We start from the raw sequence: 20352 nt of genomic DNA on the forward strand, positions 1-20352 counted from the left end.
AACTTTGATATTTTTTAACTGTCTCAGAAAACAGGTCATTTATAATTTTGATTTTAGTAAAGTGTTTAATGAAGAGTTTTCTTATAAAAAGGATTGGTTGCCTACCGCGAGATCTTTGAAAAAAGATGCACTCCTCTTTCTGATAAGAATACAAGAAAATATAATAAGTATTTACCGGAACCACATTTTCTCCTAAAATGCATAAAAAATTCAGATAATCTGAGGCAAAATGCAAAAAAATTGAATATAAAAAAATAAGCTGATATAAAATTATTAATGTAAAATTCAGGCTGGCTGCTGTCTGTTTCATATGGTCAGAGCGATGTTTTTTGACATATTTTAACTTTCATATTTCGAAAAAAATCACGATATTTGTGGGTCTTTGCATATCGCAGGATTTTTAATATTTAATATGAGTCAGAAACAATATACAGCGAGTAGTATTCAGGCATTGGAAGGGATGGAGCACGTACGTATGCGTCCTTCAATGTACATTGGTGATGTAGGAGTCAGAGGTCTTCACCATTTGGTTTATGAAGTAGTAGATAACTCTATTGACGAAGCTTTGGCAGGTTACTGCGACACCATCTTCGTTGCTATTAAAGAAGGAAACGGGATCGAAGTTAGCGATAACGGTAGAGGGATTCCTGTTGACTTTCACGAAAAAGAACAAAAATCGGCTCTTGAGGTTGTTATGACCAAGATCGGGGCCGGAGGTAAATTCGATAAAGATTCTTATAAAGTTTCCGGAGGTCTTCACGGAGTTGGGGTATCGTGTGTGAATGCTTTGTCTAACGAAATGGTGACTACCGTTTACAGAGACGGAAATGTTTATCAGCAGGTATATTCCAAAGGGAAAGCACAGACCGAGGTAGAAGAAATAGGACACAGTGATAAAAGAGGAACCAAGCAGTTCTTCCAGCCGGACGATACTATTTTTACAGAACTGGTATACAACTATGATACGTTAGCAAGCCGTTTAAGAGAGCTTTCGTACCTTAATAAGGGAATTACTATTACCCTAACCGATAGAGAGAGAAGCTGGAAGACGACACTTTCAAAACCGAGGTTTTCCATTCGGAAGGCGGGTTAAAGGAATTTGTAGAATATATCGACGGAAGCCGTGAATCCATTATGGAACACGTGATTTTCATGGAAGGAGAGAGAGATGAAATTCCTGTAGAAGTTGCGATGCGTTATAATACTTCTTTCAACGAAAATCTCCATTCTTACGTAAATAATATCAATACCCATGAAGGGGGAACCCACCTTGCGGGTTTCAGACGTGCTTTAACGAGAACGCTGAAGAAGTACGCTGATGACCTGGGTATTCCACAGAAGGAAAAAGTAGACATCACGGGAGATGACTTCCGTGAAGGATTAACGGCCGTGATTTCCGTAAAAGTAATGGAACCTCAGTTTGAAGGGCAGACAAAAACAAAATTAGGAAACTCTGAAGTTTCCGGTGCTGTTGATAAAATTGTAGGTGAAATGCTGACCAATTTCCTGGAAGAAAATCCTAATGAAGCAAAAATTATTGTTCAGAAGGTTGTTCTGGCGGCAAAAGCGAGACAGGCAGCAAAAAAAGCCCGTGAAATGGTTCAGAGAAAATCTCCGATGGGAGGTTCCGGCCTTCCCGGGAAATTATCTGACTGTTCGTCCAAAGATCCGGCCGAATCAGAACTGTTCCTGGTAGAGGGTGATTCCGCAGGTGGAACGGCCAAACAGGGCCGCGACAGACATTTTCAGGCTATTCTTCCGTTAAGAGGTAAAATTCTGAATGTAGAGAAATCTATGCTTCATAAAGTTTATGATAACGAGGAAATTAAGAACATTTATACGGCTTTAGGCGTTTCCGTAGGAACGGAAGAAGACAGTAAAGCGTTGAATATGACTAAATTAAGATATCATAAAATCGTTATCATGACCGATGCCGATATCGATGGTTCCCACATTTCTACCCTGATTCTTACATTCTTCTTCAGATTTATGAAAGAACTCATTGAGAACGGATACATTTATATTGCACAGCCGCCTTTATATTTACTGAAAAGAGGAAATAAAAAGGTGTATGCCTATAACGAAAAAGAACGTGAAGAGTTTACTCTGGAGATGTCTCCGGACGGAAAAGGCGTAGAAATCCAGCGTTATAAAGGTCTTGGAGAGATGAATCCGGAGCAGCTTTGGGAAACAACCCTGAATCCTGAACACAGAATCCTGAAGCAGGTAACTATTGATAATGCCGTTGAGGCAGACAGTGTTTTCTCTATGCTGATGGGGGATGAAGTTCCACCAAGAAGAGAATTTATTGAGAAAAACGCAAAATATGCAAAAATTGATGCATAGTAATTAGCACGATTATAACGAAAGTCCCTTTTTTAAGGGACTTTTTTATTTACAAAATAAGATATGATCTTTTTTTATTGATTTTCACAAATAATTTTAACAGTTATTAAGATTTTGCTATTTTTGCTAAATTTTAATAACAATGATGAAAATACTTTGTATCGGGGCAATTTCATTTGCTTCTTTATATTATGCTCAAAGCTTTCCGGTTTCTTCAATTTCCGAAAATTTAAAAAAAAATGCCAATGCGGTAGTCAGAAAAGATTTTATGACCGTTCAGATCAATAAAATTGATGAAGTAAAATATCTGACCAATAAAGTAACCACTGTTTTAAATAAAGAAGGTGATGAAAAGGCACTGCTTTACATTCCGTATAAAAAAGGAAACAGTATCTCAAATGTTAAGGTAACGATTTATGATGCATCAGGAAAAAAGGTGAAATCATATTCGAAATCTGATTTTGGAGATTATGCCAATAACAGCCAGGGAGTATTCTATTCAAACAGCAGGATTATGGCATTGTCTTATACGCCCACGCAGTATCCTTACACGGTGGATTTCTCGTATGAGATTACCAATGAAAATACCATTTTTATTCCTGATTTTGTTCCTTTTTCCAGTACAAAGACCTCGCTGGAAGAAGCTGAATTCCGAGTGATCAATAAATCCGGAATCGATTTGAGGACTAAGATATATCCTTCAAAATACAACTATACATCTGTCGCCGAATCCGGTACTATGACGGACAAGATTTATTCTTACAAAAATGTGAAGGCAGTGGATGAAGCTGATCTCTTACCACAGCCTGAAGAAATCCTGCCTAAGGTAAGTTTTGCATTGACAAAATTCAATCTTGAAGGTAAGCAGGGAACCCTGAATACCTGGACAGATTTTGGAACCTGGTATTATAACAACCTCGTACAGCCCGTTTCCGTATCTACCCCATCGATAAAATCGGAAGTTGCCGCACTGCAGCTGCAGGGATCTACGGAAGAAAAGGTAAAAAAGCTCTATCAGTACATGCAGGCAAAGACCCGATATATTTTTGTGGGACTCGGGATCGGAGGATGGATGCCGATGTTGCCGGATGAGGTACATAAAAAAGGCTATGGAGACTGTAAAGGTCTGACAAATTATATGAAAACGCTGCTGGATGAAGCAGGAATACCTTCTTATTATTGTGTTATAAATTCAGGAATTTCTCATACTTCTTTTGATAAGGATTTTCCTGCAATGGGTGGTAACCATGCTATTTTAATGGTGCCTACGGAGAAAGGAAATATATGGCTGGAAAATACAAGCCAGCAGGTAGCTTATAATCACTTAAGTTACAGCACGACGGACAGAAATGTGCTATCCGTTAGAAAAGACGGGATTGAACTGATCAGTACACCGACCTACAGCGCAGAACAGAACAAAGAAAAACAGTCTCTGAAAATTATCCTGAACGAAGACAACAGTATTACAGGTGCAGGACAGTTTGCGTTTACCGGGAGCCAGTATGATATTAATCTGTCATATAATAATTTATCTCCTAAAGAAAGAAACGATTTGCTGAAGAATCGTATAGATGTTTTAAACTTTGATAAAGTTGAAATGAAAAACTATATCAATGACCGCGATCTGGCCATGGCAAAGTTCGAAATGGATTTTAAAGCTCTGAATTATTCCAAAAATGCGGGAAACAGCATGATTTTCAGGTCGGTACCTATTTTCTCGAATAATATTTATAAAACAGATGAAAACCGTGAACTTCCTTTTGAGTTGAGACAGGCCTTTGAAGATGATTTTGAGATCAGCTTTATCATTCCCAAAAATTATAAGATCGATGAAATACCGGATGACGTAACTGTTAATTCTGAATTCGGAAATTATAAACTCAGTTTCGTAAAAAATGGTGAAGAAATAAAAGTAAGCAGAAAAATACGCATTAACAAAGGTATTTATCCTAAAGAAAAATATAATGACTATGTCAATTTCAGAAAAAAAACAATAAATATTGACAATTCGAAAATTCTAATAACTAAGATTTAAAAATGAAAAAAATATTTTTAATTGTTTTGGGTTCGATGAACTTTATGCTCATCGATGCACAGAAACATGAATTTCTTAATCCTCCGAAATTTAATGATGCCGATTTATCCAAGACCAAATCAACCCTGGATGAAAATGCTCCCGCAGAAATTCTTTACAGATCACTGCATTTTATGGTAGATCATTCTACAGGATGGCTTCACAAAAAATACTTTTACAGGGTTAAAATTTATAATAAAGATAAGGCTGAAGACTGGTTGAATCTTGAAGTTCCTTTATACCAGAGCGGAAGTGATGTTGAAACGTTAAATAAAGTAAAAGCACTGACTTATAACCTTGAGAATGGCGTGGCTGTTTCGACTAGGGTTGAAAAAAACTCTAAATTTAAAAGTAAGGAAAGTAAATATATTACGATCACTAAGCTGGCTTTTCCAAACGTGAAAGACGGATCTGTCCTGGAATATCAGTATGAAGTAATCTCTCCCTTTTTATTTGCGATCCCTGAGATTATGATCGAATCTGATACGCCGTCACTCTATACGGAATATGTATTGGAAAACCCTTTAAATATTGCTTATAATATCAATTATACGGGGTCTATAACTCCAAAATACAGAGTGGTGGAAGAAAGAAACCTGTACGGGACCCAGTATAAGACCTATCGTTTCGGATATGAAAACATCAAAGGGTTTAAAACGGAAAAATTTGTAAAAAACGACAGGAATTACAGGACAAAGATCAGTGCCGAGCTGAACTCTACCAATTTCAGGGAATTAAAGCTGTACTCTTCATCCTGGGAGCAGATTAAAGAAAGGCTTTACCAAAACGAAGATTTCGGTGGAGAATTAAAAAAAACAAGGCTGGCAAAAGAGATTCTGCCGGCAGGAATTTCAGGTCTTGGCAGTGACATCGAGAAAGCAGATGCTGTTTTTAAATATGTTCAGAATACCTTTACATGGAACAAGGACAGGGGCATTTATACAGAACAGGGACTCAAAAAACTGGTAGAAACCAAAACGGGAAATGCCGCAGAAATCAATCTGCTTCTTATAGCCATGCTTCGTGAAGCTGGAATTAAAGCGGACCCGATTCTTATTTCCACGGTGAACAATGGGCTTATCAATCTGGCGTCCCCCAATGTTTCCAATCTTAACTTTGTAATTGCTGCCATAAAAGTAGATGATGTGTATCATCTGTATGATGCTACGTCAAAACAGTCGTCGATGGATCAGCTTCCGCCGAGAGACTGGAATGAGTACGGGATACTGTTGTCAAAAGATAAAGTGCAGCAGCTCTCAATGGTTAATGCAAAACCGAGTTTCACGTATTTGACAGCCACCGCAAAAATTAATGATAACGGCAGCATTTCAGGAACCTATTCAGATAAAGACACCGGGGCATTTGCGATGTTTGCAAAAGAAAATTATGATGACAATACGGATAAATATAAGAAACAGTACAAAGAGAATTTTGCCATCGATTTTACGAATATTGATTCAAAAGTTTTGAATAACGGAGATTTTGAAAGTACAATGAATTTCTCGTCCGATAATCTAATAGACAGGATCGGAAAGAAAATGATTATTAACCCCATGCTGTTTCTCAATAAAAACTCCAACGAATTTGACCAGACCGAAGCAAGAAGGTATACCATCGATTTCATATCACCCTATACCAGAGTAAAGAAAATACTTCTGGAAATTCCGGACGGATACGTCGTTGAGGAACTGCCGAAGAACAAGAAAATTGTGACGGAAGACAAAGAGATCGAATACAGCTATTCTGTAGCACAGAAAGGCAATACACTGGAAATAACTTCCACAACGAAAGTGGGCAGTGCCGATTATCCGAAAGAATATTATACTGCCTTCAAGCAGATTTGGGGCGTGGCTTCAAAGCAGGAAAATCAGGTGATCAGTCTGATTAAAAAATAAAAATTAATACTAATTTTTAAATATTTTCAAAACCATTCAATTTTTTGAATGGTTTTTGTATTCAGGATATAAAATTAAACTATGAAAAATACCATTGCTGTTGTTGCACTGTTTTCTGTATTTGCTGTCTCGTCATGCAATAAGAAGAAATCTGATCATCTGGCTGCCAATGTAACAGAGGTTGCTCAGCCTGAGAAATTTACGCTTGATTCTGTGGTTGTAAAAGACTCGGTTATGCTGACAGATTCTCTAAAAATAAAATTCAGCGCTCAAATGTTGGTCTTTCCCACTATAAAAGATAAAAAACTGCTGGACAGTATATATTATACCAGCAAAGATGTCCGGGACTTCTCTAAAGAGGGCATTAAAAAGCTGAATGAAAAAGAAAAGAATGATTATTTTATCAGTGTAAAGAAAGATTCCAAGGACTGGCTTCCTGATATCCGGTATTATCAGGAATGGTATTCGGATACTTCCATGAAAATGGTTTCCAATGTGAATGACTATATGCATATTGAATATTTCTGGGGTTCTTACGAAGGAGGAGCCCATGATAACTACGGATTCGCAGAAAGAGTTTTCGATCTTAAAAATAAAAAGAAACTACAGCTGGATGATATTACCTCAATGCCTAAAAATAAGCTGGAAGAACTTCTAAAAAATAATATCAATAAGCAGCCGGGAGGAACTACCGATGAAAACGGGACTGTCGATAACTCAGATATGCTCATCGTTGACAAGATTCCGGCTACCGGTAATTTTTATTTTGATCAAAAAAACCTGTACTTCCATTACAGTCCTTATGAAATCACTGCTTTTGCGGCAGGTGATCTACTGATTCCCATTTCATGGGAGGAACTGAAAGGTACGCTGAAGCCTGAATTTATGGAAAGAATGAAGATAAAATAACGGAGAGGCATCCGTACGGATGTTTTTTTATATGCCTTTGGAATGTTTTTTGACTGATGACATGAAACACTGTGTTATGAAAAATGGAAGTTACGCCTGGATCCTTGTTTTGCTTTTCTCAATATTCAGTTGTAAAGAATTTAAAGATGGGAACCAGGAGGTACAGAATGAGGATTTTTTTGATTTTCGTGTTGATTCTGTAATTGAAGAAGACTCTCTCACCGTTTTTGATTCAGTGACCATGAGATATTCGTCAAAACTTCTCGTATTTCCTGATCTGCACGATAAAAAAATTCTCGACAGCATTTATTCCCACAAAAAAAATATTAAAGATTTCTCCAAGACAGGATTACAGAAATACCTGAAAGATCAAAAGGAGGATGCTTATGCGCTTGTAAAATCTTTGCAGCTCACGCCTGTAAAAGGACAGAAAGGAAAATGGGAAAATACTTCTCAAATGAATCTCCGATCAAATAAAAACGGTTTTATTCATATTCAGTATTATGAAAATATCTCGGAAAACGGAGATTCCGACAATTATACCTATGCAGAAAAAGTGATCGATTTAAAAAACAGTAAGAAAGTACAGTTGTCTGATCTCACGGACATATCTGCTGGCAGAATGTCGGAAATCTTAAGAAAGAATATCTGTAATACAACGATGATGCAGCAGATGGCAAAATATGATCCCAGAGGATTCAATCTCTTAGCTTCCAGTAATTTTCCGGTGACAAACAATTTTTATTTTGATGAAAAAAATCTTTATTTTCATTATAATATCAATGAAATTACTACCCGGTATACCATTGGAGATCTTATTATCCCGGTTCCATGGAATGATTTAAAGGAAAGTATAAACTCTGATTTTCAGCAACGAATGAAAATCCGTTACTGATCAAACCCTGCTTTTCTTCATTAATGATTTTTTAATTTAATTAATCTTTAAATAAGCTCAAAATCAGCAATCAATTTTCTATTTTTGCGACAATGGAAAAAGTAGCTTTCATCATCAATCCTTTTTCGGCAAAAAAAAATTATCTGCCCTTTCTCAATGAGCTTACGAATAAGGTTGACAATCCTTTATACTATGTCTCAGAATCTATTCAGGGAACTGATGATTTCATTGAAAGATATTTTGATTCAGTTGATATTTTTGTTGCCATCGGAGGGGATGGTACTATTTCTACTGTGGCCAGAAACCTGATCAACACTGACAAAATTCTCGCTATCTTTCCTGCCGGATCAGGAAATGGGTTTTCCAGTGAAACACAGTTCGGCAAAAACCTGACGGAACTTTTAGAGAAAATTAAAGTTAAAAAATCCAGAAAGATTGATACTTTTACGGTTAATGAACGGCTGTCAATCAATGTCTCAGGAACGGGATTTGATGGGAAAGTTGTCAAAGAGTTTGAAAAGACAAACCGCGGATTTAAAAACTACATTAAAGTTTCTTTAAAAACATTTTTCAGTTACAAACCGATTAAACTTAAATTTTTAACAGAGGGTTATCAGCAGTACAATGGGAAATATTTAATGGTCAACATCGCGAATACCCGGCAGTTTGGCAATAACGCATACATTGCACCCAATGCCAGTAAAAGTGACGGGCTGGTGGATATGGTTCTGGTTAAAAAATTTCCGCTGACCTATTCTCCGCTCTTTGCATTCAGAATGTTTACAAAAAAACTGAAAGATGATGAGTATATCACCTACCTTCCGGTTTCAGAAATTGAATTTAAAGTAAACACCAAGAACTGGCATCTGGATGGTGAATTTAACAAAATAAAATCTCCGATTCATATCAAAGTACAGCCTTCAAGCCTGAATATACTGATCTGAAACTAGACTTTTGACAGGTAACGGTCGGTTTAATAGCCCCGATTGCAGCATCTGTCTGAGCTCATTTCCTGTATTTCCGCGGCGAGCCGGAGGCTCGCCGCGGAAATACAGGAAATAGCGAGTGCGGAAAGCGGGATCAGGCTCCAAACTTAATTCGATCTACAAAATGAAAGAACTGATACTAAGCTTCCAGTTTTTTTTCAACTTCGTTCGGATTCGCCAGACAATACTGTAACTGCGTCTTATCCAGCTGTTTTTCCCAGTTGGCAACCACAACGGTAGCCACAGAATTGCCGATTACATTCGTTAACGCTCTGCATTCACTCATAAACTTGTCGATTCCTAAAATCAAAGTCATTCCCGTAATCGGAATTTCAGGAACTACCGCCAAAGTAGCGGCTAAAGTTACAAATCCTGCACCTGTAACTCCGGCAGCACCTTTTGAGCTTAACATCGCGAATAATAGAAGCATCAGCTGCTTTTCAAGAGGAAGATGAATGTTCAGGGCCTGGGCAATAAATAATGAAGCCAGGGTCATATAAATATTGGTGCCATCCAGGTTAAATGAATAACCCGTAGGCACTACCAGGCCGACAATGGCTCTTGAACAGCCTGCCTTTTCAAGCTTTTCCATGATCCCGGGCAAGGCAGATTCTGAAGAACTGGTTCCCAGCACCAAAAGCAGTTCTTCCTTCAGATAATACATCAGTTTAAAAATATTAAAACCGTTGTACCAAGCAACAGCACCTAAAACAAGAATGATAAATAAGGCTGACGTTATATAAAATGTTCCGACCAGAAAGATGAGATTCAGCACAGAATGGAGACCATATTTTCCAATCGTAAATGCCATGGCTCCAAATGCCCCGATAGGAGCCAGCTTCATCAGCATATGCACAATTTTGAAAACCGGCGTTGAAAGATCCTGCAAAAATGCCGTTACTTTCTGACTTTTCTCCTTTGTTAAAACTAAAGCTACGCCCATCAGGATGGCTACCAGAAGCACCTGAAGGATATTTTCACCGACGAGTGGACTGAAAAGGGTTTCCGGGATGATATTCATGATAAAGCCCGTCAATGTTGAATCATGAGCTTTCTGCTGATACTGCGAGACGTCTCCTGAAAGTGTAGCCGGATCAATATTCAAACCATGCCCGGGCTGTAAGATATTGCCCACCACTAAACCGATAATTAATGCCAAAGTTGAAAAGGTGAAAAAATAAATCATTGCCTTTACCGCAATTCGCCCTACTTTTTTAAGATCGGTCATATGGGCAATTCCCAAAGTCAGTGTGATGAAAATCACCGGAGCAATAATCATTTTTACAAGTTTAATAAAGCCGTCTCCCAGGGGTTTCATTTTTTCGCCCAGGTCCGGATAGAATTTTCCCAGCAGGATACCTGCAATGATGGCTATAATCACCTGAAAGTAAAGCTGCTGATAGATTTTTTTTGCTTTCAATAGAAGTTTATTTGCTTTTTAAAAGCCGAAAAATAAGGAAATTTATTTTTAAATATGATAAAAATCATAAAAGTTTTGGCGGGCCGCAGGCCCGCCAAAACTTTATTTCAGAGTATAGGCTTCACTTACATCCATTATTCTACCGCTACAGAATCATCCCCACGTCCATCTGCAACGGCATGCACGGTTCCGTTATCATCTATCGTAATCATTTCTGTTTTTCCGATATGATCCCATCTTTCCGCTTTATAACCCAGCTTTTCCAAATCTTTAATAGTCGCTTCCGGGAAATTCTTTTCAAAAGCTACCGTGTCGGGAAGCCACTGATGGTGAAATTTCGGAGCGTTAACGGAAATGTTGGTATTCAGTTTAAAATCAACAATATCTACAATCGACTGATAAACAGAAGTCGGAATGGTTGTTCCACCCGGTGTTCCTACGACCATATAAGGTTTTCCGTTTTTCAGAACAACCGTAGGCGTCATGGATGATAACATTCTTTTATTAGGCTGGATGGCATTGGCTTCTCCGCCTACGGCTCCAAACATATTCGGAACTCCCGGTTTTACGGAAAAATCATCCATCTCATTATTCAGAAAGAATCCGGCTCCGGAAACGACCACTTTGCTTCCGTATAAACCGTTAAGCGTGGTAGTAACTGCTGCAGCATTTCCTTCTTTGTCGAGCACTGAAATATGAGTTGTTTCGGTCGATTCTTTAGGCTGATGAATAATTTTTCCTACTTCTGCACTTGGCGTTGCCTTACTGAAAGAGAAGCTTTTCCATCGGTTTTTTAAATATTCATCCGAAATCAGATAAGTGGTTTTATCTTTAATGAAATCGGGGTCACCCATATATTCTGCCCGGTCGGCATATGCTCTGCGTTCTGCTTCCACCATGATCTGAACAGCCTGGGTAGAGTTCTGCTGATACTTTTCAAGATTTTCATAGCCGGCCATCTTCAGCATTTGAGCGAGAAGGACACCTCCGCTGGAAGGCAATGGCATGGAAACCACATGGCTCCCTTTATAATCGAATTCCAGAGCTTTTCTTTCTGCAACCTTATAGTTCTTCAGATCCTCCAAAGTAATGATTCCGTTTCCTTTTTTCATTTCAGCGACGAGAAGATCAGCTGTTTTGCCTTCGTAGAAACCTTTTAGCCCTCGCTTCTGGATCAATTTTAAAGTTTCAGCCAGTTCTTTCTGAACGAGAATATCACCGGCTTTCCACGGAGTATCTTTTACAAAAACAATGGGCGACTGATTATGCTTCTGAAACTTTTCTTTTTGCGAATTTAGCATGTTGGCTTCCAGATCGGTAATAGCAAATCCCTTTTCTGCCAGATCAATGGCCGGCTGGATGAGCTGATCCATCGTAAGTCTGCCATATTTCTGAGTAGCAAAGAATCCTGCAATGCTGCCCGGAATGCCTGTTGCCAGCCTTCCGTTTTGCGATAAGTCTGTATTGGCTTTACCGTTTTTATCCAGATACATATCTCTGGATGCTTTTTTCGGCGCCGTTTCGCGGTAATCGATCGTAAATTTCTCACCGGTGCTTTTTACCCCGACCAGAAAACCGCCCCCGCCAATATTTCCTGCCTGAGGATATACAACTGCAAGCGCATATTGGGTTGCGGTAACTGCATCATAGGCATTTCCACCCATTTTAAGAATTTTAGCCCCGGCCTCACTGGCAAGCGGATGAGCAGAAACGACGACGCCCTTATTTTTTACCTTAACTTCTTTTACGATATTGATATCTGTGTATTGTGCTGAAAATGAATGTGAAGACAGAACCAGCAGAATAATAATCTTTTTCATATGCAAAATTTACACTCGAATTTACAATTTTGTTTTAATATGGGGTCTAAAATATTTATTTTTGCTTTTGATCATTTAATCAAGATAACATGGAATCTTATACGGAAAGAATACTCATTACAGGTGCTTTGGGACAAATAGGTACTGAACTTACCAACAGACTTGTTGAAATTCACGGAGCCGACAATGTAGTCGCTTCAGGGTTGGACAGATGGCAGAAGGGAATCACTTCTGCAGGACATTATGAAAGAATGGACGTTACCAATACCCAATTGGTAAGGCAGGTGATTAAAGATTATGAAATCACGACCGTGTACCACTTGGCTTCATTATTGTCGGGTACTTCAGAAAAGCAACCTGTTTTTGCATGGAAATTAAACCTTGAACCGCTGCTTCATTTTTGTGAAATGGCAAAAGAAGGGCTTCTTCAGAAGATCTTCTGGCCGAGTTCAATCGCTGTATTTGGAAAAGGAATTCCAAAAGAAAATGTACAGCAGGACGTCGTTTTAAATCCCACTACAGTCTACGGAATTTCTAAAATGGCAGGTGAAAAATGGTGTGAATATTATTTTGACAAGCATGGAGTAGACGTAAGGAGTATAAGATATCCGGGACTGATTTCATGGAAGACTCCTGCCGGTGGCGGAACAACAGACTATGCCGTAGAGATCTTTTACGAAGCCATTGAGGAAGGAAAATATACCAGTTTTATTTCTGAAAATACAGGAATGCCGATGCTGTATATGGATGATGCCATTAACGCAACATTGAAATTAATGGAAGCTCCGAAAGAAAGTCTGACGGTACGTTCTTCCTATAACCTGGGCGGAATGTCCTTTACCCCAAAAGAACTGGCGGCAGAAATCAAAAAGGAAATTCCGGAATTTGAAATCGACTATCAACCGGATTTCAGACAGCAGATCGCAGATTCATGGCCGGCATCTATCGATGATTCCGTAGCTAAAAAAGACTGGGGATTATCTTACGATTTCGGGATTTCCGAAATGACAAAAGACATGATCAAAAATCTGAAAGTGAAATTACATAAAAAATAATTTATTTAAAGTTAACTTTAACTAAAAATTTTATTAATATTTGGTTTTTAAGTAGCTAAACAATTTATCTTAAATTTAGTTTAAATGATTTTATTCACTTTCAACATTGTAAATATTGAAGCCGATACTAAGAATCAGTTTCAGATTTCCGTTGAAGAGAAACTGAAAATTACAGAAGATAATACAAAAGCTATTTTAAGAATTTTAGATATTCATGATATTAAAGGAAGCTTTTTTGTCGAAATCTCCATCGCTGCAAAACTTCAGAATATTATAAAAGCAATTTCATCCAAAGGGCATGAAATTGCTTTTTATAATGAACATTCAAACCTTAGCGAAACTGAAGACTCCAAGAAATTTGTTCAGGAATTATTAGAGAAGCCAATTAAGGGCATCCGCCAGAAAGAGCATAAACTTCCCCAGGAAGATCTTAAACTGCTTGAATTTAATTATATTTCAAATATTGACAATGCCGATATTCTCTTTCCTTTGAAGCGACTTAAAAGAGACACGGAAATTGCTGAAGAAAACGGGATGAGTATTATTCCGGAGAGCATTTCTCCATACAGTCAGCTGCCGTACAATGATCTCGTATTTCAGATTCTGCCGATGAAATTCTACAGGAATATGGTTTTTGAAACATTAAAGAATGATGATTTTGTGTTAATTTACCTCAACTCCTGGCAGTTCACAGATTTTACGAAGTACCCGTTCAGAATACCTTTCTACCGCAGGCTGAATTCGGGTAAGAAAATGGAGGACAAACTAGATGCCCTCCTCAGCTGGATCAACGAGAAGAAGATGGCTACTTCCCGTATGAAAGATTATATTTTTTAATGATGAAACCAACTTTGAATTACCAAAAACAATAAGACTTTTAAATAGAGACGAGATTCCCGGAAATCATCTTATCTTAAAAAGATGGGAAGAAAGTAAAACCGCGAATATTGTTCAGGGATATACTTTCAGACTGAATGAAAATAATGCTGAAAACAAATCAATCGGATTTAAATTTTTCTCAGAGATAAATATTGATAATTCTAATCTCTGGAATTTAATTATAGCTTTATCAGAGACATTACCCAATGTTACTGCTGTTTTATTCGGGCATATTGACTTTGATATTAATTATGGCAATTACGAGGAAAAAACAGCAATATTAGAGTTTATCACTCAATATAAAAAAGAGCTGACTCTAGACGCTTTTATTTGCTTCGGATTGATTTTTAATGATGATAAAAGCCTAGTCGAAATATTTATTGATGAAAGTAAATATATTAAATACTGGGGGGTAGATGAAAACTTTTTTAGAGAAACTATGAATGATTTTGGATTAAAAGAAACCGAAGATCTTGAATTTATAGATGAATATCCTAAAGTTCGTAATGTTTTAACGGGATTTGATGAAAATGTGATTGATTCAAAAACACTTATTGAAATATTTTCCGAAAAGTATCTGTAAATCAACCACATTTTTTTGAGAATTAAGCCAATTCAAAAAGCGTAATTTCCGGCAGTACACCCACTCTCCCCGGATACCCCAACACGCCAAACCCTCTGTTGACGTATAGCATTTTCCCCTCACTTTCATACAGATCCGCCCATTTTGGATATCTGTATTGCACGGGTGACCATTTTATATTCTTAAGATCGAGTCCGAACTGCATGCCATGAGTATGTCCTGAAAGCGTTAAATGAATGTTTCCCGGATGCTTCTTTACCACATAATCGAAGTGGGTCGGATCGTGGCTCATTAAGATTTTTGTTGCGTCTTCAGGAACTCCTTTCAGGGCATCATCCAATCTTCCAAATTGAGGAAAAGGTTTAAGACCCCAGTTTTCCACGCCTAAAATATAAAGTTTTTCTCCGTTTTTTTCTATAACCCTGTGCTCATTCCGAAGCATATCAAAACCGGCCTGTTTTTCATAATCGATCAGCGTATCAAGGTTTTTCTTTTTAGCATCTAATGACGGCCACGTTACATAATCAGCATAATCATGATTTCCCAGTACGGCAAATTTACCGTCCCTGGCTTTTATTTTTGAAAACAGAGGAATAAATGGTCTGAATTCATCTGCAATATTGTTTACCATATCTCCTGTAAATAAGACCAGGTCAGGATTTTGTTCATTGATCAGGTTAACTGCATGTTCCAGTTTGCCAGGATCTGAAAAACTGCCGCTGTGAACATCTGAGATCTGCACGATTTTATAGCCTTTGAAACTTTTTGGAAGATCTGCAAAATTGATTCTCACTCTTCTCACCTTGTGGCGGTATTTTCCAAAGGTAATACCATCCACAAAAAGAGCAGAAAGGACACCTCCGAGACCCAGCCCCACTAAGCTTAAAAATTTCCTCCTTTCCGGGAAAAAGTTTTCTGCAGGTCTTGTCAACCCGATCAGATAGCCTCCGGTTCTGAAGATATCATCAATGAGCAGGAATAATACAACAAAAATCTTCGGAAGTATAAAAACCAGAAATAATGAGATCATGATCTGTGCTCTCATCATGCTTTTGTCCGCTCTGTTAAAATGCATGACTTCATAGGCGAAAAAACCGTATATGATCACCGAAACCGTCCCGTAGCCGGCTCTGATCCATATGTTGTCTGTTAATGTCTTTATAGCCTGATAGATGTATATTTCTAAAAACAGAAAAATGACTGCAATAATTAAAAAATTTCTTTGCATAATGAGTGTAAAAAAGCACAAAGAATAGTTTCCCTGTGCTTTTATATTTTTAAATTAATATTTGATTAAGGAAATCTGTATACGATAGCATTGATGTTCATTCCGGCACCTACCGAAGTCATCACGATGTTACCTTTATCTTTAAACGAATGACCCTCCATTTTTCCTTTAAGTATTAAATCAAACATGGTAGGAATTGTAGCAACGGATGAATTTCCGAACATCTGGATCGTCATAGGAGAGATGGCATGATCATACTCTTTAATATGATAAAGTTTATGCAGCCTTTCGATCATCGCATAATCCATTTTGGCATTGGCCTGATGAATCAGTACTTTGTTAATATCCTGGATGGAGAGACCTGCATCATCAATCGTTTCTTTAATCGCAGCAGGAACATTTTTAAGAGCATACTCATAAATTTTTCTTCCCTGCATTCTCACAAATAAACGCGTTTGATCAGAATCTTTGTTGATGGATGGTCCGTTGGCAAGATAATCCAGTTCAGGGCCGTTATCACAAATGGTATTGTGCGCGATAATTCCTACATTTTCCTGTTCGGTAGCCTTCACGACTACAGCTCCGGCTCCGTCGGCAAAAATCATTCTGTTTCTGTCATAAGGGTCTGTTACCCGGCTCAGGGTTTCCCCTCCGATAACGAGAATAGTTTTGGCAGACCCGGCTTTGATTAAAGTATCTGCCAGGATCATCGCTTCCACCCAACCCGGGCACCCGAAAAGCATATCATACGTTACGCATTTCCTGTTTCTGATTCCCAGTTTGTTTTTTACTCTCGCAGCCATAGTTGGCATAAAATCAGCGTATCCGTTTACAGTAACCTCACCGAAATTACTTGCATAAATGATATAGTCTAATTCTTCCTGGTCTATTTTTGCATCTTCGATGGCCATCTTTGCAGCTTCGTAACCGATCTGTGAATTTGAAAGGTCGTCTTCTATGAATCTCCTGTTTTCTATCTCTGTAATTTCTACAAATTTTGCAATCGTTTCTTCGGCAGGTTTTTCAATCTTTATCCCGTCTTCTGAATAAAACTCTGAACCCAGGAAAAAGTCTCTACCAATAACCCTGTTGGGAAGATAAGATCCAGAACCAATTATGATCGTATTCGGCATTCGTTTAAATGATTTTTTTAAAGATGCAAAGTTAATAATTAATCTTAATAAGAAAGAATTAAAAATATTATTAAATTTGCAAAAATTGTACTTTACAGTCTTATGAAAAACAATCCTTCTTTAAAGGGCTTACTCATTGCAGTAGTGGCGTTTATCGTCGCTTTTGGGATTTACTTCTTTTTTTTAGCCAAAAAAAACTATTACGTAGTAGATAATCCTACGCCCAATACGTATTACTATAAAATTAATAATGGTTCGGAAGGCACGATCGCTGCGGGGCAGACCGTTTCGGTGGACCTGAATACCGGTAAAAATTCTATCAAAGTTTTTGACCAGAATAAAAAAATGCTTTTTGATTCGGCATTTGAAGTTAAAAAAGTCAGAGGGCTTATTAATATTGCCCATCAGGATTACTATATCAACGATCAGTATTATGGATACAATCTTAAAAAAGATTCATTACTTTTGGCATTAGATAAAACCATTATAGACGGGAAACCATATTTGGGCGGAGCCAGGCACTTCAACAGGCTGTATACAGATGATTTCTATTATAATGTAAATGAAGATTATGATAAAATGATCAAAAACATACAGCAGGTTGAATCAAGATCCAAGATCTTCAGAAAACAGGATTACCTTAATTATTATAAAGAATATTACAAGTTTTAAGTTTTGACAAAAGATATTACCAAAGTAACTCCCTACAATTCTGAGGCAACGAAGAAAAGTCAGGTCGAGGATATGTTCGACAATATTGCACCGAAATATGATCTTCTGAATCATGTTCTATCCATGAAAATAGATGTTTTATGGAGAAATACACTGGTGAAAATGATGAAAAATGATAACCCTCAGGAAGTGCTGGATGTGGCTACCGGAACGGGGGATCTTGCCATCACGATTGAAAAGGGAACCAACGCAAAAGTAATTGGTTTGGATTTATCGCAACAAATGTTAAATGTTGGCGTTATTAAAATAAAAAAACTTAAATTAGACGGCAAAATTTCCATGCAAAAGGGAGATGCAGAAAATTTACCTTTTGAGGACAATAGATTCGATGCTGTTTCCGTTGCATTTGGAGTAAGGAATTTTGAAAACCTTAAAAAAGGTTTAGCAGAGTTAAGAAGAGTAGTTAAAGATAACAAGAGTGTTTATATACTGGAGTTTTCAAAGGTTGAGGGGTTCTTGGGGCCATTTTATATGTTTTATTTCAAAAATATATTGCCTGCCATCGGCAGACTGGTTTCCAAAGATAATAGGGCATATACATACCTTCCGGATTCTGTAAATGCTTTTCCTTTCGGGGAAAAGATGAAGCAAATTCTTTTAGATACAGGATTTAAAAAAGTTGAATATAAAAAACTAAGTTTAGGTATAGCCACAATTTATAAAGCAACAAAGTAACCTATGAATAAATTTTTATTAAAAGCACTGGTTTTAGCCTCAGTAAATATTGCGTTTTTTGCAGATGCGCAATTCAGAACCCGAAACAGGATGGACAAGTTGGAGGAGTTTGATCAACAGACATTCAGTTGGGGTTTTTATTTGAACGGGAATAAACTAGACTACCGTATCGTTTTAGATCCGAGATACGGTATGGAAGGTAACCAAAACCTTGTTACGTCCAAAGAAAGTTACAGCTTCGGGGCCGGATTGATCGGTAAATGGAGACTGAACGATTATCTGGACTTAAGAATGGAACCAGGCTTACAATTTGCTCAGAGGCAGTTGACTTTTAACACCCAATCAAACGACCAGTATGCGGCAGGATCTCTTACGAATGATCCTTTTATCCCGATTCCACTGACAGAAAAAGATAAAGTGAGAGAGGTAAAATCTACCCTGGTAGATATTCCTGTATTGCTGGAATTCCATGGGCAGCGATGGTATAATTCAAGACCTTATATTGCGGGAGGGGTAAACTATATCGTAAACCTCCAGTCAAACTCAGATTCTACGGATGACAATCTGCAACAGGTATTCAGATCTACGACACACAATTTTGCATGGTCTGCCGAGATGGGTATTCAGTTTTATTTCAACAAATTTAAACTGACACCTGCGATAAGAGGAACATTCATTATGAATAATGAAAAAGTGGCCGATAATGCCAATACGCCTCCTTACTGGACCGCTGCGATGTCTACCTTACAGACAAGAGCTGTATTTTTTGTTTTAAAATTTGAATAAAAAATACTTTTTAAATATAAACGGGAGATGCTTTTGTATCTCCTTTTTCGTTCTCCTTTTAAAATATAGAGCGTTTTATTTTTGTTACTATTAATATTTTGTTATTTTTGCTAATAGTTAGAATATACAAACCTGAAATGCTTCAAGATTTAGAAAACAATTTTTCAGAATTAGAGAAAAAGATTTTACTGTTACAAAAAAATTATAAAAATCTTACTGAAAAATTCTCAGAATTAAATATTGAACATGAACAACTGAAGAAGAGATATGATGACGAAAGAAAAAGAACTCAGGTATTAGCAGAAGAACAAAAAAATATAAAACTTTATTCAGCAATATCAGGAAATCCTGAACACAACAGACTAATGAAAAACCATATCAACCGATTGGTAAAAGAAATAGATTTCTGTATTGCACAGCTTCAAAACAGTGGATTATAATGGAGGTAAGAAGAATAACCATCAACATTGCCGGGAGAGTATATCCGCTGAATGTGCCGGCAGCAGAGGAAGAAACGCTGCGTAAGGTGGGGAAGCAGATAGAGAATATGATTAAAGATTTTGAACAGAACTTCGATGTGAGAGACAAACAGGATGCTTTGGCCATGTGTGCCCTTAAATTGGGAACCAATGCTGAAGTAACGTCTATGAACTACGAAAAAAATATAAATTCTGCCAACGAAAGATTAATCCGGATTAATCAGTCGCTGAATGAAATTGGGAAATAGATTTTTTTTCCCAGAAAAACCTGCCTACAATAATTCTAACACATTAAAGGTAAACTCAACGCTAAACAATTACCGAACAAATGTCCACTGAATGGCGTGCCGGTTCTCCGGATTACAGACCGTGGAAATCAGTTCAAATCGTGTTGATTAGGAGTTTACTCTATATCACTGAATTGTTGTAGGCTTTTTTATTAACATTGTAAAGACAA

The 20352-nt window shown here is 37.5% G+C and carries 17 protein-coding genes and 1 pseudogene; 14 read left to right on the forward strand and 4 right to left on the reverse strand.

Translation table 11 applies throughout. The annotated features are described in order from the left end of the window. Positions 1-412 precede the first annotated feature (412 nt). The 6 genes and pseudogenes from gyrB to ODZ84_RS21610 all read left to right on the forward strand — a co-directional run bounded on the left by gyrB (position 413) and on the right by ODZ84_RS21610 (position 9063). A pseudogene (gene gyrB / locus ODZ84_RS23515) lies at positions 413-2346 on the forward strand (DNA topoisomerase (ATP-hydrolyzing) subunit B). Between the two features lie 142 nt (positions 2347-2488). Beyond that, on the forward strand, positions 2489-4381 hold the full coding sequence (locus ODZ84_RS21590; protein ID WP_266174511.1) for a DUF3857 domain-containing protein: 1893 nt from the start codon (positions 2489-2491) through the stop codon (positions 4379-4381). A gap of 2 nt (positions 4382-4383) precedes the next feature. Beyond that, a complete protein-coding gene (locus tag ODZ84_RS21595; RefSeq protein ID WP_266174513.1) occupies positions 4384-6315 on the forward strand; it encodes a transglutaminase-like domain-containing protein in 1932 nt (643 codons plus the stop codon). 81 nt (positions 6316-6396) lie between these two features. Beyond that, entirely contained in the window at positions 6397-7224 is an 828-nt protein-coding gene (locus ODZ84_RS21600) for an RsiV family protein (protein ID WP_266174515.1), read from the forward strand. Positions 7225-7300: 76 nt separating this feature from the next. Then, positions 7301-8119, forward strand: coding sequence for a DUF3298 domain-containing protein (locus ODZ84_RS21605; RefSeq protein WP_266174516.1), 819 nt, complete (start codon positions 7301-7303; stop codon positions 8117-8119). 92 nt (positions 8120-8211) lie between these two features. Further along, positions 8212-9063, forward strand: a complete 852-nt coding sequence (locus tag ODZ84_RS21610) for a diacylglycerol/lipid kinase family protein (RefSeq protein ID WP_266174517.1) — start codon at positions 8212-8214, stop codon at positions 9061-9063. A 181-nt stretch (positions 9064-9244) separates the two neighbouring features. On the opposite strand, the gene ODZ84_RS21615 is transcribed toward ODZ84_RS21610, so the two are convergent. Both ODZ84_RS21615 and ggt read right to left on the reverse strand, forming a co-directional pair. Beyond that, positions 9245-10525, reverse strand: coding sequence for a dicarboxylate/amino acid:cation symporter (locus tag ODZ84_RS21615; protein WP_266174518.1), 1281 nt, complete (start codon positions 10523-10525; stop codon positions 9245-9247). A 134-nt stretch (positions 10526-10659) separates the two neighbouring features. Continuing rightward, positions 10660-12345 carry a gamma-glutamyltransferase gene (gene ggt, locus ODZ84_RS21620; protein ID WP_266174520.1) on the reverse strand — a complete coding sequence of 562 codons (1686 nt, stop codon included), beginning with the start codon at positions 12343-12345 and terminating at the stop codon, positions 10660-10662. Between the two features lie 89 nt (positions 12346-12434). Here ggt and ODZ84_RS21625 point away from each other — a divergent pair, with 89 nt between their 5' ends. The 3 genes from ODZ84_RS21625 (at position 12435) to ODZ84_RS21635 (ending at position 14862) form a co-directional block, all read left to right on the forward strand. After that, entirely contained in the window at positions 12435-13400 is a 966-nt protein-coding gene (locus tag ODZ84_RS21625; RefSeq protein WP_266174523.1) for an NAD-dependent epimerase/dehydratase family protein, read from the forward strand. An 84-nt stretch (positions 13401-13484) separates the two neighbouring features. Continuing rightward, on the forward strand, positions 13485-14237 hold the full coding sequence (locus ODZ84_RS21630; RefSeq protein WP_266174524.1) for a polysaccharide deacetylase family protein: 753 nt from the start codon (positions 13485-13487) through the stop codon (positions 14235-14237). Between the two features lie 382 nt (positions 14238-14619). Beyond that, complete coding sequence (locus ODZ84_RS21635; RefSeq protein ID WP_266174525.1) at positions 14620-14862, forward strand: hypothetical protein; 243 nt, start codon at positions 14620-14622, stop codon at positions 14860-14862. Positions 14863-14884: 22 nt separating this feature from the next. On the opposite strand, the gene ODZ84_RS21640 is transcribed toward ODZ84_RS21635, so the two are convergent. Both ODZ84_RS21640 and ODZ84_RS21645 read right to left on the reverse strand, forming a co-directional pair. Further along, positions 14885-16090 (reverse strand): metallophosphoesterase, encoded by a 1206-nt coding sequence (locus ODZ84_RS21640; RefSeq protein ID WP_266174526.1) that lies wholly within the window; start codon positions 16088-16090, stop codon positions 14885-14887. Positions 16091-16155: 65 nt separating this feature from the next. Continuing rightward, positions 16156-17223, reverse strand: a complete 1068-nt coding sequence (locus ODZ84_RS21645; protein WP_266174527.1) for a 3-oxoacyl-ACP synthase III family protein — start codon at positions 17221-17223, stop codon at positions 16156-16158. A 102-nt stretch (positions 17224-17325) separates the two neighbouring features. Between ODZ84_RS21645 and ODZ84_RS21650 the strand changes: the two genes are divergently transcribed. The 5 genes from ODZ84_RS21650 (at position 17326) to ODZ84_RS21670 (ending at position 20143) form a co-directional block, all read left to right on the forward strand. Then, positions 17326-17895 carry a hypothetical protein gene (locus tag ODZ84_RS21650; RefSeq protein WP_266174528.1) on the forward strand — a complete coding sequence of 190 codons (570 nt, stop codon included), beginning with the start codon at positions 17326-17328 and terminating at the stop codon, positions 17893-17895. A gap of 3 nt (positions 17896-17898) precedes the next feature. After that, positions 17899-18630 (forward strand): bifunctional demethylmenaquinone methyltransferase/2-methoxy-6-polyprenyl-1,4-benzoquinol methylase UbiE, encoded by a 732-nt coding sequence (ubiE, locus tag ODZ84_RS21655; protein WP_266174530.1) that lies wholly within the window; start codon positions 17899-17901, stop codon positions 18628-18630. A gap of 3 nt (positions 18631-18633) precedes the next feature. After that, the gene (gene porT, locus ODZ84_RS21660) at positions 18634-19416 is read left to right on the forward strand and encodes a type IX secretion/gliding motility protein PorT/SprT (protein WP_266174531.1); all 783 of its coding nucleotides are present in this window, start codon (positions 18634-18636) and stop codon (positions 19414-19416) included. Positions 19417-19553: 137 nt separating this feature from the next. After that, a complete protein-coding gene (locus ODZ84_RS21665) occupies positions 19554-19856 on the forward strand; it encodes a hypothetical protein (RefSeq protein ID WP_266177425.1) in 303 nt (100 codons plus the stop codon). Then, positions 19856-20143, forward strand: coding sequence for a cell division protein ZapA (locus ODZ84_RS21670; protein WP_266174532.1), 288 nt, complete (start codon positions 19856-19858; stop codon positions 20141-20143). Before ODZ84_RS21665 ends, ODZ84_RS21670 begins: the two co-directional genes overlap by 1 nt. Positions 20144-20352: the final 209 nt, after the last annotated feature.

Origin of the sequence: Chryseobacterium fluminis (assembly GCF_026314945.1) — a bacterium.
GTDB classification, from domain to species: Bacteria; Bacteroidota; Bacteroidia; order Flavobacteriales; family Weeksellaceae; genus Chryseobacterium; species Chryseobacterium fluminis.